Annotated in this window: 14 protein-coding genes; 3 read left to right on the top strand and 11 right to left on the bottom strand. The window is 38.5% G+C overall.

Translation table 11 applies throughout. The features are described 5' to 3' along the window. Positions 1 to 11 precede the first annotated feature (11 nt). The 7 genes from DW640_RS09975 to DW640_RS09945 form a co-directional block, all read right to left on the bottom strand. Positions 12 to 1694, bottom strand: coding sequence for a RagB/SusD family nutrient uptake outer membrane protein (locus tag DW640_RS09975; protein ID WP_055269168.1), 1683 nt, complete (start codon positions 1692 to 1694; stop codon positions 12 to 14). Positions 1695 to 1707: 13 nt separating this feature from the next. Then, positions 1708 to 4887 carry a SusC/RagA family TonB-linked outer membrane protein gene (locus tag DW640_RS09970; RefSeq protein WP_370448819.1) on the bottom strand — a complete coding sequence of 1060 codons (3180 nt, stop codon included), beginning with the start codon at positions 4885 to 4887 and terminating at the stop codon, positions 1708 to 1710. Between the two features lie 49 nt (positions 4888 to 4936). Next, positions 4937 to 6103 (bottom strand): AGE family epimerase/isomerase, encoded by a 1167-nt coding sequence (locus DW640_RS09965; protein ID WP_117577994.1) that lies wholly within the window; start codon positions 6101 to 6103, stop codon positions 4937 to 4939. A 32-nt stretch (positions 6104 to 6135) separates the two neighbouring features. After that, positions 6136 to 7542: a sugar porter family MFS transporter gene (locus DW640_RS09960; RefSeq protein ID WP_016269728.1), complete on the bottom strand. Its 1407-nt coding sequence runs from the start codon at positions 7540 to 7542 to the stop codon at positions 6136 to 6138. 5 nt (positions 7543 to 7547) lie between these two features. After that, positions 7548 to 8645, bottom strand: a complete 1098-nt coding sequence (locus DW640_RS09955) for a DUF4434 domain-containing protein (protein WP_008762555.1) — start codon at positions 8643 to 8645, stop codon at positions 7548 to 7550. A 386-nt stretch (positions 8646 to 9031) separates the two neighbouring features. Next, positions 9032 to 10210: a prolyl oligopeptidase family serine peptidase gene (locus tag DW640_RS09950; protein WP_048696311.1), complete on the bottom strand. Its 1179-nt coding sequence runs from the start codon at positions 10208 to 10210 to the stop codon at positions 9032 to 9034. A gap of 114 nt (positions 10211 to 10324) precedes the next feature. Next, complete coding sequence (locus DW640_RS09945; RefSeq protein WP_008767092.1) at positions 10325 to 11470, bottom strand: DNA-binding transcriptional regulator; 1146 nt, start codon at positions 11468 to 11470, stop codon at positions 10325 to 10327. Between the two features lie 227 nt (positions 11471 to 11697). On the opposite strand from DW640_RS09945, the gene DW640_RS09940 reads away from it, so the two are divergent. The 3 genes from DW640_RS09940 to DW640_RS09930 all read left to right on the top strand — a co-directional run bounded on the left by DW640_RS09940 (position 11698) and on the right by DW640_RS09930 (position 14394). Beyond that, on the top strand, positions 11698 to 12168 hold the full coding sequence (locus tag DW640_RS09940; RefSeq protein WP_061473620.1) for an HU family DNA-binding protein: 471 nt from the start codon (positions 11698 to 11700) through the stop codon (positions 12166 to 12168). Positions 12169 to 12271: 103 nt separating this feature from the next. Next, positions 12272 to 13813: a glycine--tRNA ligase gene (locus DW640_RS09935; RefSeq protein ID WP_055220605.1), complete on the top strand. Its 1542-nt coding sequence runs from the start codon at positions 12272 to 12274 to the stop codon at positions 13811 to 13813. Between the two features lie 11 nt (positions 13814 to 13824). Then, the gene (locus tag DW640_RS09930; protein WP_048696309.1) at positions 13825 to 14394 is read left to right on the top strand and encodes an FKBP-type peptidyl-prolyl cis-trans isomerase; all 570 of its coding nucleotides are present in this window, start codon (positions 13825 to 13827) and stop codon (positions 14392 to 14394) included. A 211-nt stretch (positions 14395 to 14605) separates the two neighbouring features. On the opposite strand, the gene DW640_RS09925 is transcribed toward DW640_RS09930, so the two are convergent. From DW640_RS09925 to DW640_RS23955, 4 genes are all read right to left on the bottom strand, one after another. Continuing rightward, entirely contained in the window at positions 14606 to 15553 is a 948-nt protein-coding gene (locus DW640_RS09925) for a hypothetical protein (protein WP_048696308.1), read from the bottom strand. A gap of 34 nt (positions 15554 to 15587) precedes the next feature. Beyond that, positions 15588 to 16610, bottom strand: coding sequence for a thioredoxin domain-containing protein (locus tag DW640_RS09920; RefSeq protein ID WP_048696306.1), 1023 nt, complete (start codon positions 16608 to 16610; stop codon positions 15588 to 15590). Positions 16611 to 16617: 7 nt separating this feature from the next. After that, positions 16618 to 16992, bottom strand: a complete 375-nt coding sequence (locus tag DW640_RS09915) for a DUF3244 domain-containing protein (protein WP_048696304.1) — start codon at positions 16990 to 16992, stop codon at positions 16618 to 16620. A gap of 160 nt (positions 16993 to 17152) precedes the next feature. Beyond that, the gene (locus tag DW640_RS23955) at positions 17153 to 18124 is read right to left on the bottom strand and encodes a hypothetical protein (RefSeq protein ID WP_233525435.1); all 972 of its coding nucleotides are present in this window, start codon (positions 18122 to 18124) and stop codon (positions 17153 to 17155) included.

The raw sequence follows: 18124 nt of genomic DNA, 5'->3' as shown, positions 1-18124 counted from the left end.
TTTAAATAATATTATTTCCACAAATCATTTTGTTCGCAAAGAATGTTAGTTTGCAACTCGCTAAAAGGAATAGGGAAGATAGTATATCTTTCCGGGAACAAACGATCTTGTGTGTCACATTCTACTTTTTCATAAGCGAAATCATTACCTTTTTTCTCTATCTTGATACCATGCAGACGTTTTTGGTTAAGCGTTTGTACGGCAATCCCCCAACGGATCAAGTCAAAATAACGATGACCTTCCAGACCTAATTCACAAATACGTTCTTTGGCTAAATCAGTTAGGTAGTCACTCCAATTATTTTTTTGTTCTAATTGGGGTAATCCTACGCGGTCACGAATTGTTTTTAAATCAGCATATGCTTTTTCGAACTCATTTTTGCGAGCATATGCTTCTGAACGGATCAGATATATTTCTGCCAATCGCATTTCTATCCAATATTGGCCACTTAAGACATTAGTGAAGTTGTATTCAGGGTCATTACTCATGAATTTGCGAAAGATATAGCCCGTAGTTGATCTATGAACATTGTCTTGTCCAGCTGTGGAGAAGTCCATATATCCGTCATCACCGTCAACATATAGCTGTAGAGTGCGTCCTTTCCATGAAGCCCCGTTATATAAAATAGAAGCGTAAAAGCGAGGCTCGCGATTATCAAAAGGTTTGTTTCCATAAACGTTAAGCTTATCCCAGTCAAAAGCTTGATACACACCATTAACTTTAATGTCAAAAGATGATGCATATTCATCTGAAGGAGTAGCTGCAGCTCCGTTATTAGCTCCACCCGTCCATGGCTTAGAGTCAAATGGCGGACAAAAATATGTATCAAAATTATGTTGTTTCTTATTTTGTCCTTTTTCGTAATATACGGGCAATATTAGTTCTTTGTTATTGACAGATGTGAAGATCTTATAATAGCTTTCATAACTCGTGCCAGGAAGTAATGTATAGTCTAGTTTTAATACTTCCTCACACGCTTCAATTGCTTTATCCCAGCGTTTCGCATACAAGGCTGCACGTGCTTGCATGCCATAAGCTGCTCCTTTAGTTAAACGTCCGGCGTCACTATTTGCCCATGATTCAGGTAAATCATTAGCGGCTTTTTTGTATTCTTCCAATATGAAATCCCAGCATTCGGTTTCCGATGAACGAGCTTTTGCTCTTTCTTCTGGGCCGTCTATATACTCCTCAGATGTGCGTAGAATTACGCCTCCATGTCGAATAACCAATTCTTGATAAGCAAAAGCACGCATGAAACGGACCTCTGCAGTACGTGCAGCTACTTCTTCCGGATTTAATCCGTTTCCATATTTTTTTAAGTCATAAAAATATTCATTCAACTGGCGGATACGAGTATACATATCATTCCAGTTAGAACGGAAATTGCCTTGAGGAGTTACGAAGTTACTTTGATAGAAGAAACGATTCATTTTACCTCCATCTACTCCATACCATGAATATTTGATCAAATCACTAGCTCCGTCATCCATCAAACAACTCGCATCTACGTATAATTGTGAGTTTACGTAGAATATGCTATAAAAACCTTTTACATATAAGTCTAGATTTTTGATAGAATTAAAAGCGGTAGTTTCACTGTAATTTCCAGTAGGATCAATATCCAATACGTCGCATGACTGGCATAAACATAAAGCTGTAGCCATGCCTAATATGTATTTTTTTATATTTTTCATATGAATAGTCTGTTTAGAATGAAACATCAACACCTACACTGAAAGTACGTTGTTGCGGATAATAACCGGTAATTACGTTGGCACTTTCAGGATCCAGGTATTTAAATTCTGTAAAAGTTAGTAGGTTCTGACCGCTTGCATATATTCTGAGGCTACCAACGCCAAGTTTATTCATCCATTGTTTAGGGAATGTGTATCCTAACACAACGTTTTTCAAACGTAGGTATGCGCCATTTCTTTTCCAGTAGTCTGAAATCTGGGCGTTATTGGTTCCAGGACTTATTGATAGCCGTGGATATTCTGCATTAATGTTGTCAGGTCTCCAACTGTTTTCTACTAAATAAAGTGGAGCATTGTCTACTCCTGCGTAGAAAGGCTTGGTTAAAGGAGTTTGGTCTGTAACACCGTTTAGATTATACCAGTTTTGTTGCAGCATTTTGTCGCAAAGGGCAGCTCCCTGTAGTTGAATAGATAAGTCGAATCCTTTATAATTGGCATCGGCCATTAGGGCAAACATCAGTTCAGGACGTGAATTACGTGCAATCTTCACTTGGTCTTGTGAATTAATCTGGCCATCTCCATTGATGTCCATATAGCGGATATCACCTAAGCGTGGTTTAGTTCCAATAGGTTTGGGAGCATTATCTAGTTCCTCTTGAGTTTGATATAACCCCATCGATTTCAACCCCCATACATCTCCTATTGAACTCCCCAAGGTGCTTTGCCAAGGTAATGTACCGTCAGCTTGTCTTTTGCTTAATATACGGTTATGTGCATATGTTAAATTTCCGGTTAAGCTATAGTTAAAATCACTAATTTGATTGCGGTGTTTTAGTATTAATTCGAAACCTTTGTTGTCGAAAGTTCCGTCATTCATTCGGGTGGGTACATGACCTCCTAGAGATGCCGGATAGATGGAAGTAATGTTCTGGAGAATGTCATAAGTATATTTATAGAATACATCAAATTCTACTCCTAATAATCCATTCCAGGCATTCATTTCAAATCCGAGATTGATTGTGCGACATTTTTCCCACGTTAGGTCGGTCATTGGATAAGCGACCTTATTGGATAATGTGCTTTGTGAAGATGGGCTGGTTCCGAATGCTACATTATTGCTGTTTAGTTCATAAAGTTTACGATATAAGAAAGGATCTACATTATCATTTCCTAATATTCCGACTGAACCTCTAAGTTTAAAGTAATCGATTTTTGGAAATAAGTCTTTGAAGAAGTCTTCTTCAGAGGCAACCCATCCTAAAGAGACGGAAGGAAAGAATCCCCATCGCTGACCTTCAGCGAAAAGGTAGGAACCATCGTAGCGGAAAGAAGCTTCTACAAGATATTTGTTGTCATAGGCATAATTTAAACGTCCCACGTATCCGGCATATGCAGATTTACCAGATGACCCGTTAATGATAGCTGTTGCGGCATCACCGAAGTTTAATTCAGGAAGGTCAAATATATCAAAATCCTTGCGGCTTCCTGAAAATGAACTTGAGTTTTCTTTCTTTTGTTCGTAAAGAAATAATGCTCCTATATCATGCAAACCAATTTTGTTGTTATAAGAGATAGAAGGACGCAGCATTACCTTTTGTCTCTTGTTATTCCCTACATACATATTTCCTTCTGGTGAAAGATTTGCGCTTTTTACCAGTGAATATCCATTCCCTTTGTTAGCGTTGTTTTTATCTGCTGGAGTGAATGCCATTATATCATAGGCATAAGTAAATGTTTTGCCATCTCCATCATAGTAGTCCCAACTTGCAAACATACTTGCTTTTAGACCTTTTAAGAAGGGGAATGAGTATTCTATTTTGGCAGATGTTTCCAGTCGGACATTACGTGCTTTTTCAAATCCTGAGTTAGCTGATCCATATACAGCATTGGCTGCACTACCGGATTGACGGTAACCGGAGGTGGGATACCCATTATATTCTTGAGGAACATAAGGTAGTGAATATAACATTAAATGGAAGAGATTGTAACCTTTTTGGTTTTCATAAGTATATCCTCCTGGCCGATAGTAATCTTGTATATTGCCAGCAATATTTAACTGAACATTGAGGTTTCTATTGATTTCTGTTGTGATATTGGACCGGAAGTTACCACGTTGATTTTTATGGTCTTTGATGATACCATTGTGGCGTAGGAATCCACCACTGATAAAGTATTTAGTTTTATCTGTACCTCCACTGACAGAAAGGTTATGTTGATGCATCATAGTAGTTTTGTATATGGGCGATGTCCAGTCTGTATTTTCATATCCGTCCGTCGGGTCCCCATTGTAGGTTGCTGCAATCTCTTCATCAGTGAAAAATCCCTCACCAGGTTCCAAGCCATTTGCTATATTGTCTAGTTGACGTGCTAAGTTGTAGTATTGCATGTATTGTGTACCATTCATCATTTTAGGGAGGTTAGTCGCATGGTTGAAAGTAACACTGCCTCGATAAGTGATTACAGGCTTACCTTCTGTTCCCTGTTTGGTTGTAATTAATATAACTCCATTGGCTCCTTTCATACCGTACACAGCACAAGACGCAGCATCTTTTAAAATAGTAACAGATTCTATATCTGACGCATCTATGCGTGCCATTTCACGTTCTACTCCATCAACTAATACTAATGGGGTACTAGCACCGTTGTAAGATGAATAACCTCGTACTAAGAAAGATACATCATCAGCTCCAGGCTGCCCGGTAGATTGTTGGCTTACTAAACCTGGTAATTTCCCGACCAAGGCTTGTGAAATATTACTTGCTGTGGTTTTTAATATTTCCTTTGAGGAAGCGGAAGCGACAGAACCTGTCAAGTGGACTTTCTTTTGAGTTCCATAGCCTACTACAACAACTTCATTCAAACTTGATACATCTTCTGACAAGCTGACATTGATGGTTGTTTGTCCTTGTGTTTTAACTTCGTGTTTGGCCATACCAATGTATGAGAAGATTAATGTACCTGTGGAAGGTACATTGATAGAGTATCTACCGTCAATATCGGTAGTGGTACCTGTGGTCGTACCTTTGACAACGACGCTGACTCCTGGCAACGGATCACCGGTCACGTCTGTGACGACTCCCCTAACCATGTTCTGGGCATAGCCATTTGTGGCATACGCAAAAAGCATCGACAATGAGAATAGTATGATTCTGATTGTTCGGAAACTACTTTTTTGCTTAAAGCATTGTTCCATCATAAGATAAAATTTAATTGGTTAATAAAAAAGTTTTTGGGTATTAGATTTATTGTAATTCTTCTAGTACTTTCCAGCATTGATATAAGCCCCTGGGGACATGGAAACAGCCTTTCCATTTGCCTCCTTTAAGTGGCAGAAGTACTTCTCCCTGGCGGTTTAAGTAACCGAACCATTCAGGATATTGAGCATCTTTGAAGTGCGTCCATACATACTCATGTATTTTCTCGAACCACTCCATACATTGTTTGTCACCTGTCAATTGGTAACCTTTTAGTAGGGAAATAAGTGTTTCAATGTGTACCCACCAAAGTTTTTGGTCCCATTCCAGTTGTTGGGGAGGGCAACCTTTGCGGTCCATAAAATAGTAGATGCCACCATATTCTTTGTCCCATCCGTAGTTAATCATCGTCAAGGTTACATTTTTTGCCTTTTCGATTAGATCAGGGCGATTCAGGCGTTTTCCTAAATCCATGATAAACCACATCGCTTCGATGTCGTGTCCGGGAGTCACTTGCCGTCCTTCAAAACAGTCTACGAGATTGCCGTCCACTCCTATGTTTTCAACAATAATTCCTCCTAGCTCCGGGCGATAGAATACTTCCATCACTTCATGGATACAAGTCTCTATTGTTTTTTCCAGATACTCTTTGTCCAACAAGTGTTCTATTTCAAGTGCCAGATTACAAAGGATCATCGGGAGGGCGAAATTTTTCAGATTACGTGTGCCCGGATGGATTTTGTTCCATTTACCTTTCGGATTATCTGCCTTTGAGAGAATAATATCGAACGTTTTCTTTGCAATGTCAGCATATTCCTGATTGCCTGTAGCCAGACTGAGTTGCCCGAAAGCCATTGTAGCAAATGTATAGGAAAAGATGTTGTATGGTTCTACCAGAGGATTACCTGCCCGATCCAAAGAAAAATACCAATGATAGTTTCCATCATGTCCGTATTTTTTTAGAAATTCACCGCCTTGAATAGCGCAATCCAGCCATTCCTGTTTTTTCTCAACTTTATTGTAAAGCATTGAGAATAACCAAACTTCGCGTCCTTGCAGCCAAATAAATTTATCTGTATCGAATACGTTGCCTTCACGATCCAGACAAGTGAAATAGCCACCGAATTCGTGATCCTGAGAATGCTCTAACCAGAATGGAAGAACATTATTCAGTAGTTCGTCTTTGTATTGGTTTGCTAATTTTTTTAAATCCATAATTGTTAGTTTTTTATTTAATAAGGTCTATTTTACCGTTCCGAACGGGTCCAGTATCTTTCAATCTCCTCCAGAGACTTTCCGGTAGTTTCCGGTACGAGTTTCCAGACAATGAGCATATACGGTACACACATGATGGCGAACAGGAAGAATGTTCCGGCTGGAGTAAGATTCTGGAGCATCCAGGGGGTTAGCTGTCCGATCAGATAGGTACCGATCCAAAGAGCGAATCCGGCAATGGACATTGCTAATCCGCGTATTTTGGTAGGGTACATCTCAGAGAGAAGTACGAATATCACAGCGCAAATGGAAATGGCGCAACAAAAAACATAACACAGAAAGAAGGCTAACAGAAACAGGCTGGAAATATTCCAGGCATTTCCGAAGAGGAAATAACTGCCAATGAGTATCAATGAAACGACCATTCCGGATACCCCATAATATATCAGTTTCTTGCGTCCTACTTTGTCAATGATGAGAAGTGCCAGGATAGTGGTCAGTGTATTCACAAGTCCTACAAGAACCTGATAGAACAGAGAATCCCCTCCTGAAAGACCGGCATTCTCAAAAATGGAAGGCCCGTAGTAAAGAACTGCATTAACCCCCATGAACTGTCCCAGAATAGCAATACATACACCGATAATGACTGCTTTCAGAATACCTGGTTTCAGAAGGATAGACCATTCTGAACGGGTCTCGGAAACAAGGACGGATTTTGTCTCGTTTAGCTGGAAATCAGCCTCTTTAAATGAATTGTAGATCTTTTCCAGAATATAAGTGGCTTTCCTTTCTTGTCCTTTTACTATCAGCCATCTGGGGCTTTCGGGTATGAAAAAGATAATAATAAAGAATATTACGGCTGGTAATGTCTCCATGCCTAACATACCTCTCCACACTTCTGTAACTACTATTTTTTCTAACCAGGCGATAGGTAAGTGGTTTCCACTCTCTGAATATGCCAATAACTGGTAGTTGACAAGATAAGCTCCTAGAAAACCGACAGTTACGGCCAGTTGATACAGGGAGACCATCCTGCCTCTGAATTGTGCGACGGAAACTTCGGAAATGTAAAGAGGAGATACAATAGAAACAACACCAATTCCGATGCCACCTATGATTCTATAAACAACTAACTGGTTAAAGTCAATGCAAAAAGCACAGCCGATTGCTGATGTAGAAAACAGAATGGCAGAAAGTATCATTGTTCTTTTACGTCCGATGCTGTCGCTCAATATTCCGGAAAAGAGAACACCGACAATCGATCCGATCAATGCGCATCCTACATACCATCCTTGTTGCAAGGTGTCCAACTGAAACAGATGTGTCACCTGAGCTATTGTGCCGGATATGACAGCTGTGTCATAACCGAACAGAAAGCCTCCTAAAGCAGCAACGACTGAAAGGAATATGATATAACCCAGATTAATTGTTGTTTTCATATAGTTTATTTGATTTCAAAGTATTCTCTGTATCTGTCATATAAATGTCCTGCCTGCAGATAAGCTGATTGCGGACTTAAAAAGTGAGAAAACTCAAAAGTGATTGCTTTATCATATCCGGCACGTTTTGCCGCTTCCAGTTTCATGCGGAGTTTGTCGAATTTGATCGGCAGGAACCGGATGGGCATATCGCGGTCGAATGTTTCCGCGTTTGTCCAACATTGCATTCCGTATTTGTCTGCCAGTTTCTTGTTCACAGTGAAAAAAGCATCCAGTTCGTCGTAGTCAATGTGTCCGTCTTGAAAAGCACAAGCGTCTACTACATCGTGTATACCATCAAAAATTTCATTCCATTCTCTCTCATGTTGTTCTACGGATACAGCATCCTCCCTTGTCATTTTTCCGGTTCCCATGACTGCCTTTTTACCATCAATCCAAGGGGATATAAAAGTAGGGAGGCCATTCGATACATCTTTGCATTGTTTACCCATGGTATGAAATGCACCGATAGCTCCTTTGGTATTGCGGCTGATTTCCGTGCTAATATACCAGCCTCCGAAACTCTTATACTTTTCACCGTAAGTATTCCATACTTCGTCAATCACATATTTATTATATTCCACTTCCCACGACATATCACGTGTATCCCAATAATGACCGGTGTCATACAGCCCAAAATAAAACTTCATGTTATATTTTTCAGCCAGTCGTAAGTACATATCTACTAAATCCACGGAAGGCATATAGCATCCTTTTCCTAATAGATATTTGGACGGATAAGTGATGAACTTGCGATATCCGGAACGGATCATAATAACGGTATCGATACCAATCCTTTTCATGTGCTGAAAGTCGAGATCCCATTCTTTTTCTCCCCAGTTCTGGTGTGGAATATCGTGAGATATTTCATCTAGAAAAGTGCCTGTGATTTTCAGACCATTATTCTTCGGTACAATTAATTTGCTGTCCGTCCTTTTGCTCGGAGAGAGAACGAATTCACTTCCATCTTTGCCTTCAGCGGCCAGTAGTGTGGGAGCCATTAGGGCGGAGGCTCCCGCTAATGCGGCTTTCTTTAAGAAATCTCTGCGATTATTCGCTTCCATAGTTTACTTTTTTTAGTTTCTACTCTTTTTAGTATATATTTAACCTATTGAATTTTTAATAGTTTAATATTTATTACTAACTCGGAATCATCTGCTAGCTTTATTAATTCCTTTGAGCTAGCACTTTTAATTTATTAATTATGAATTTATTATTGTGTTATTTATTAATTGGGCGATAATTTATGATTAGTTTTATTAATATGGCATTAATATTGCCCCATTCGCAGATGGGGCATTTTATGTTTTCTAGTGTATATTTTTCATAGGCTAATCATTTTAGTCAAGTAATTTAGGTTACTTGGATGAATTGATAGAACAAAGTTAGGCATCCAGAGTTGATTTTTTGCGCAAAAAAACGAAAAAGTGTATTCAAAAAACGCATCTTTCTACTCTTTGGTAGATTTATTTGCTGAATGCAAGTACCATTTAAAAAAATCATATATAATTTCGTTTGATTCAGGGGTTGGGTCATGATTGACTCTGTTGCTCATCGCGACATTATTACGGTATCCTAAGAGCCGGTTGACCGCTATTGTATGGTTTAGCGCTATCCACCGGTCTGTTCCGTCAGAGTATCCTCCGGAAACAAGAAATGGGCGAGGTGCCATCAGCGTATGCAATTCATGCAAATCATATCCTTCTTTGCGGAGCTTCGGATAAATGCCTTTAGCATAATCATGCCCATTTTTGCTCCATGTATTTTCCCATGGTGGCGGATAATATCCCAAATACCAGGGTTCCCAGTAATTGATATATCCCTCTTTTGTTTCGTCGAATACAATTCCGGGGTCTCCCCATGCCGCACAAGCGAACTTTTCGTATAGGCATGAGGCAAACATTGCCCACTTCCCACCATAAGAATGCCCTGTGATGCCTATTCTTGTAGAATCGACGTCCTGTACTTTGGCTAATACTTCCCATGCATTTGCGGCTGCATAAGCTAATGCTGAAAGTGGTTGGAGAGTTGCATTTTCAATGGTGGGGTAATAAATGGAATATGTCTGATTCTCTGTGGTCTTCGTTGTTCCTATTGATAATGTGACAAATCCTCTTTTCGTCAATTGATATGCAAAGTCTCTATAAGGTTTTCCACCCAATCCGATAGCCGTTTCGGGTTCATAAAATGTAGTGATAACGGCAGGCTTTTTGCCTTCTTTGTCCGGAACCAGCAAATAACCTTCAGTCTGTTCGTTGGGAGTCCAGTAGAAGCGGACACGGTATTGCATGAAGTTTTCACGGTGGAGAGTATCCAGAATTTCAAATGTTTGTCCGGTAATGACAGGCGGCCATTGTCCTAACAGGCTCATCCATCTGTCCTTGATTTCAGTTCGTCGTCTTTGCCAGTCTTCAACGGTTCTGACTGTATCCCCATTATAATATAATAAAGGAGAGCGAAAATTCCCATATACATTTTCGTATTCTGCGGGCGGGCGGAAGTAGCTCGATAACTTATTCCATAGATCAGAGGAGTCATTGTTTCCGCTATTTTTGTTTCCGCTGCATCCTGCTAGAAATGCTGCCAGATGAACGATCAGGATGAATAGCACGATTTTCTTTTGCTCCATAAGTTGTTGATTGACTTTAAGAGTTAACATTTACCGAACAAAGATATGCCACTTTAGTAATGCCTCCGGTACTAAAAACGAAAAGCTATATTCGAAAAACGAATAATTTATTTTTTATCTGTTCGTGATTTTTTTCTCCCGATATTCCAAAGGGGAACATCCTTTGAACTTTTTGAAAATCCGGGAGATATTATTATAGTCTTTAAATCCGGCTTCCGTTGCAATGTCTGCCAATGAACGATCTGTAGTAAGAAGTAAATCGGCCAGATGGTTGACCCGGCAGTTTAAGATATACTGATAGATGGAAGTATGCATCGCATTTTTGAATTTCACTTCAAAATTTCTGCGTGAGAGCGGAATCTGTGCCAACAAAGACTCTATGGTCAGGTCGGAATTGTAATGACTCTCTATGTATTTTACAACTTCGAGAATGTAAGGGTCCTTTATATTATGCTTTTCTGTGGATTGCCGCAATTCTATGCGGATAGGGTTGATGACGATATTGAAGGTCCCTTCATGTTCCTTTTTGATTTGTTGATGAATGAGCCTGCCTATGGAATATCCTCCTCTTTCTACTTCCAGTTCTATGGAGGAGATGGGAGGATCGGAAATATTGCAGATCAAGTCATCATTGTCGACTCCTAACAGGGAGATTTCTTCCGGTATGTGTATGTTACTTATCTTGCAGGTTTCCGAAATGAATAGTGCGTGTGAGTCGTCGCAGCAGAACAACGCTATGGGTTTAGGAAGCTCTTGCAGCCATTGGCTTACTTCTATTCTGATTTCGTCTTCATGCTTATCGGATTCGAAACAATAAAAGTTGCCGCCTATCCGTTTAACTTCCTGACGGAAGCCTTCGCAACGTTCGTCAGACCAGACAACTCCGTTTATGCCGAAATAAGCAAAGTTGTGGAACATCCGCTTGGCGAAGAATTGGGCGGCCATTCTGCCCGTTCCTTTGTAGTCGCCCGTCAGATTGGAGTAAGTAGTGCTTCTATGGTGATAATTCTGCAATACAATCGGAATATTCAGTTCTTTCAGTAGATTGACGGTGTCATTGTTCCATTGTCCGATGATGGCGTCAGCTTTCCATTCTTTTGCCCATTTGAGAATACCTTTTTCTCCATACATGCCGCTGTAATAGGATGGAAGCCGATAGAAAAGCCAAGGTCCGTTTTCTTTGGAATATTGTACAAGTCCGCGGAGCAATTTTCTGTCAAATTCACTGGAATAATCGATCAGCAGTAGTATTTTTATCATAGTGTGTGCGGGTATATTAAAGTTTATGGAAACAAATATATAAATATTAGTTTGTTTTCTTTCTATAATAGTCTAACTTTGTTGCGAAGAAGATATGTATGACACCCGGGGCTCGTGCTGTACGACACCCGGGTGTTGTGATGTCTGACATCCGGGTGTCATACGTGCTGACACCCGGGTGTCGTACAGAATGAAAATATAAACGAAACAAGAAAGGAGTATAAGACATGGCAATCCCTTATGTAGTAAGAAAGAAAGCGGACTTGACGTCCGGAGAAAGAAAAGAGTTATGGTATGGTGTACCAAGTAAAATACAGGATAGAGGCGGAGTACAGAACAAAGAACTAGCCCAAGTGGTGGAGCTGCGGGGAGGTTTCCACCGTGGTCAGGTTGAAGGCATATTGGTGGAAGTAGCGGATGCCATCCGCTATTTGCTTTCTATGGGACAGTCTGTGACGATTGATGGGCTGGGTACATTCCAAACGGCTCTGACCAGTCCTGGCTTTGAACGTCCCGAACAAGTGACACCGGGACAAGTATCGGTATCCCGCGTTTATTTTGTGGCAAACAGCGTACTCCGTGACCGCATGAAGAAAACAAAGTGTATGCGCATCCCTTTTAAATATTATATGCCCGAAAGTATGTTGACTAAAGAGATGAAGAAAGCAGATCAGGAGCAGGAACAAACAGAAGAATAAGATAAATTAATACCCTCCCTGTCTTATTTATGAGATAAATGCCTATCTTTGTGGCACTTTTTACGAAAAAAGGTAATTCAAATTAATAGATATAGAAAAGAAAATGGCACAAGAAGACGTTTTTAAGAAACTTGTATCGCACTGTAAAGAGTACGGCTTCGTATTTCCTTCAAGCGATATCTACGACGGACTAGGCGCAGTATATGACTACGGTCAGATGGGCGTTGAATTGAAAAACAACATTAAAAAATATTGGTGGGACAGCATGGTGCTGTTGCACGAAAACATTGTCGGTATCGACTCTGCCATCTTTATGCACCCTACCATCTGGAAGGCTTCCGGACACGTGGACGCATTCAATGACCCTTTGATTGACAATAAAGATTCTAAAAAACGTTATCGTGCTGACGTATTGATCGAAGATCAGTTGGCAAAGTATGACGATAAAATCAATAAAGAAGTAGCAAAAGCTGCCAAGAAGTTTGGTGACTCATTCGATGAGGCTCAATTCCGTTCTACCAACGGACGTGTGTTGGAACATCAGGCTAAGCGTGATGCACTTCACACTCGTTTCTCAAAAGCACTGAATGATAATAATTTGGATGAACTTCGTCAGATTATTGTTGATGAAGAGATCGTATGTCCTATTTCCGGTACTAAGAACTGGACGGAAGTCCGTCAGTTCAACCTGATGTTCTCTACGGAAATGGGATCGACTTCAGATGGTGCCATGAAGATTTATCTTCGTCCGGAAACGGCACAGGGTATCTTTGTAAACTATCTGAATGTGCAGAAAACCGGTCGTATGAAAGTACCTTTCGGTATTGCCCAGATTGGTAAGGCTTTCCGTAATGAGATTGTTGCCCGTCAGTTCATCTTCCGTATGCGTGAGTTCGAACAGATGGAGATGCAGTTCTTTGTAAAACCGGGAACGGAACTGGATTGGTTCAAGAAATGGAAGGAGATTCGTCTGAAATGGCATAAAGCGCTGGGCTTCGGTGATGCCAGCTACCGCTATCACGACCACGATAAATTGGCTCACTATGCTAATGCTGCAACAGATATCGAGTTCCTGATGCCATTCGGTTTCAAAGAAGTGGAAGGTATCCACTCCCGTACAAACTTCGACTTGTCTCAGCATGAGAAATTCTCCGGCAAGAGCATCAAATACTTTGATCCTGAATTGAATGAATCATACACTCCGTATGTGATTGAAACTTCTATCGGTGTAGACCGTATGTTCCTGAGCATCATGAGCGCTGCTTATTGCGAAGAGCAACTGGAAAACGGAGAAAGCCGTGTTGTGCTGAAATTGCCTGCTGCCCTTGCTCCGGTGAAACTGGCTGTTATGCCGTTGATCAAGAAAGACGGTCTGCCTGAAAAGGCCCGTGAGATCATCGATGCTCTGAAGTTCCATTTCCACTGCCAATATGACGAAAAAGACAGTATCGGCAAGCGTTATCGTCGTCAGGATGCCATCGGTACTCCGTTCTGCGTAACAGTGGATCATCAGACATTAGAAGATAACTGCGTGACATTGCGTAATCGCGACACCATGCAGCAAGAGCGTGTAGCTATCTCTGAACTGAACAATATCATTGCAGACAGAGTGAGCATCACCTCATTATTGAAAACTTTACAATAAACCATTAACGAATGAGTAAAAAAATCTATTTATTCTCCTTAGTATTACTGGCTTTGGCTTTTGTTTCTTGTAGCGAAACCGAAGAAGAGGGAAAGTTTGCCAATTGGCGGGCGCGTAACGAGGCCTTTTTAGATTCTTTGCAGCAGGTGTATGATGCAAAAACTGATCCTGAATTGGAATTCTTTGTACCTTTTACGGATCCGGGAATGAAGATTTTCTATAAGAGAACGGTGAAAAATGACGAGGGGAGACGTCCTGTAATACCGAATGTTGTATCAGCGTATTATCGTGGATCTTATTATACAGGTGAGGTGTTTGATCAGAACTTTACCGGAAAAGATCCTGGGGACTTTGATTCTCCAACAGAATTCTGGGTGAATCCTATTTCAATGTCTAATCCTCCTCATATTATACCAGTGGATGGATGGATCGAAACATTGCAGAGGATGAGGACAGGAGAGAGATGGACTGTTTATTTACCTTGGGATATGGGATATGGAACTAGTGACCGGGATGGTATGCCCGGATATTCTGTTTTGGTCTTTGATATAAAACTGGAATCGGTAGTTTCAGATTATTAGATTGTTGAAAATAAGTATGTTTATGAGCTGATTACAAGTAAAGTTTGGTAGGATAGAAATTTAGTAGTCCTTGTAATCGGCGTACTTAAAATATTAAAATTCCCTTTATTTTAGTTGATTCTATTGAGAATTATACTAAAATAAAGGGAATTTTTATTGGAGAGTGATCTAATAATTTTCAATATTGAGGAACTTGTCTGGAAACAGCATATTATAAGTTCATTATATCGATATAATAAGTTGTGTTATTGCCTGTCGTAATGCCCCTAAATGTTTCACCGTTTAAATTACGACTAGATATTTGTGGAACAAGAGGTCCTGTTGGACCATTCTTGATAGCTCTATATGTCCACAAGATAGCTTCATTTCCGTTCTTTCCATTTTCGTCGTCTATGTATATGCTGTTTATTGCATTAGGAATAGGTGTTGAACTAGCTTTTCTTAAAACTCCATGTTGAAAGCCTAATTTTTGTGCAGGCTTGTCACTAAATCTCCAGTAAAGAGTTGTATTATGCCCGAAATTAGATAAACCAGTGGATACTAAACCTCCGTTATCCTCTAAGCTGTTTTTATTTTTATGATCCTCATTGTCATGATATCTCTTTACAAGATCTACATCACCTTCATTGATATTCCATACATAATCATATAAAATCAGAGTACCTCCACCATAATTACCTGGATCTACTAAGCAAAATCTAAATCTTACATTTCCATCAACGGTTGTAGAACCAACATTGCCGGTTGCATGTGTATCTCCTCCATCTTCACAGTCCATTCGGTATACAAATTCTCGATTACCACTGCAAGTACCATACTTAAATACTCCAACTTTGGGGGCATTTCCGCCATAAGCTCTTGTGTCAGTTCGTGTTTTACTGTCATAAGCTAAGATTAGTTTGTTTAATGAATCTTGGATAGCCTTGATTAATTCGGGTTCCGCGCATGTTTCTTCTTGTGTAGTAGGAGTTAATTCATCTTTCTCTTTGTTTAACTCATCAAAAGAATATCCTTTTAATGTTAATTCGTAATCAGCAACTACACTTTCTAGTTCGTCAGATAATTGTGTGTTTTCACTTGCACTCATCGCTCTTTCTTCTTCATTTAGAGAACAAGAAGCTAATAAAATGCTGAAACAAAAAAAAGTAACTTTTTTCATAATACAGTTTTTAATAAATGTGGATAAATAAAAATTATTTTGATAGTTCTTCGTCAATAAGATGACAAATCTCTCGTTTTGAGTTGGAATTAACAATCAAACGTCCATTTACGATAATTGTTGGGGTTGCATAAACACCGAGTAGTACTAATTGATTTATCGATTTTTCAATTAATTTTTTCCCTGCATCATCTTCAATATCTTTCTTGAATTTGTTAATATCCATGGATGTACTATGTGCTATATTATATACAGTTATTGAATCTATGTATCCTTTATGCGTGTATAATGAGTCATGGAATTCCCAAAACTTATTTTGTCTATTGGCTGCTTCACTTGCTATTTGGGCAAAAGTTGGTGTTGCCGAATAGTGGATATAGCCAAATTTGACTTTTTCTTTGTATTTTTGATATATTGTTTCATATAGATTGTGAGCATTAATACAAGATTCGCAATCAAAATCAGATATAATGATAATAGATACTTTTGATTGAAGATTTCCTCTATAATAAGTGTGCAGATTGCTTAAATCAATGGATGGACTTTTAGGAGGATAAATATATTGCACTATTCTTTTATTTTGTTTTAAAGAATCCAGCAAATTATCTATAATAAATCCTTTCAAGCGATATAATCCTGATATCTTTCCAGTGGGAGAGTTTGTGGCTACATTATACATATTAGCATCACGAAATTCTATAATTGATTTCAGATTATAACGTTTTGAAAGAGAATCTATTCCCAATCGCTGGATTTGATTATCTGTATAATTATCAATATATTGCTGATAAGATAGTTGTTTTTTATCAGCCTCTTTCTGTAGTAACTTAACGTTTATTAATTGCTCAACTGCCTTCTTCTTTATTTCATAAATTTTGTTTAGTTCGTCAAAGAGTTCTTGTTTAATGATCGTATTTAATTCATCAGTATAAAGTACTTCTTCTCCTAATTCTGCAATTATCTCTCTGTCATTATGTGATGATTTTTTTCTAGAGTTGCATGAAGGACAAAGTAATGCAAACAGTATGATAAATATAGAATATTTGGTACGTTTCATAACTTTATTATTCTATGGAAATTACTCCTACAGCTACCCATAAAGGAGAGGATACTTTAAGAGTATATTCTGTAGTTTTGTAGTGTTTATCTAAGTTGATGAATTTGATTTTCTCGAAAGATGTTGTTTTTTCATAGTAAACTGTTTCACCGGTAGTTGAATTAATTATGAGTATTGTTACATCATTGCTAGGATGTTCGAATTCTATTTCTAATAATGAGTTATTTACATAGGCTTGTACAGGAGATGGTAAATTTGCAGAGCGGTGCTCTATCTTTACTCTGACCTTCATCTTGATTTGTTTTCTTGTATCTAATGGCATTGCAAAGATAAGATTTGAACAAATAACCATAAGAGAGAATAAAAGTAGATTTCGTTTCATATTGATTTTATGTTATTGGTTTGTTGCAAAATTACGATGTTTGCGTATGCGGAACAATAACATGAAATAACAATATGAAAGATAATCGATCTTGATAATCAGGGTGTTGCGTTTTTGATATAACAAAAATGAGATAATGATAACACTTTCTTTTGCAGGACTATCTTTTATCGTTTTTAAGATCAAATATTACAGAGAAAGTTTGATTGGATAGTTGCTTTCTTATGCGATACTTTCTTTGGTTGAGCGCATATTGACTTTCAACCCTCATACATTTTTTGATAGTATCATTAGAAAGTTGAAGATAATTAAGTATACAGTAATAGAGATCTTCCTGCGTTAGATTTGGATATTGGTTAAGAAGCTCCTGCATTGCTTCCGTGAAAACTTCATTTATTTCTTGATAAATTAATGAAATATCTTCTTGGGATACTCCTTTTTCTCTTTTTATTTTAGATGTTTCAATTAATTGTATTTTCTTATAGGATGTGGTGGTTTTGAATAGACGTACACATGTTTGAAGGCTTTGATGCCATAATTCAAATCTTTTATTTACTATATCTATGTACTTTTGTTCGTTAATTTTGTTAGTGTGTGATATTGTTTTAATTTCTTCTTTTAATACAGCTTTTTCTGTTTGGTTTTTCATAAGAAGTTGCTGTAGATATATGTATTTTATTTTATTGCGGTTGCTGATGTACATTAGTATAAATATGGCAAAGGATATTGTCAATAATATGCAAATGATTAATACTGCTTTATCTTTTTGGTACTGACTTTCTACGCGCTGTTCATACATTTCTGTAGAGTGTTTTTTTATGAGACTATTAATCTCTGTATGATGAACCATCTTTTGTATAGAATCATAATAAACTAATGCTGTATCATTGTATAAAATAGCTTGCTCATATTTTTTTCTTTTTTTATCTATTTCGTATAATGTTTGGTAGATAGATGCTTTTGCATAGATATCTGTATTGATTTTAGCTTTGGATAAATAACAAATAGCAGAGTCTGTTTCTTCCAAATTGCGTAAAATAATCCCTTTCCAAAAGTAAATGGAAGAAAAACTTGTATTATAAGGTGCATATTTTAATGCATGTTCTATATTCTTTTTTGCTTCTATATGCAT

The organism is Bacteroides sp. AM23-12, assembly GCF_003434395.1.
In the GTDB taxonomy this organism is placed as follows: domain Bacteria; phylum Bacteroidota; class Bacteroidia; order Bacteroidales; family Bacteroidaceae; genus Bacteroides; species Bacteroides thetaiotaomicron.
The sequence above is the reverse complement of the archived record's forward strand: the minus strand, read 5'-3'. Positions and strand labels throughout refer to the sequence as shown.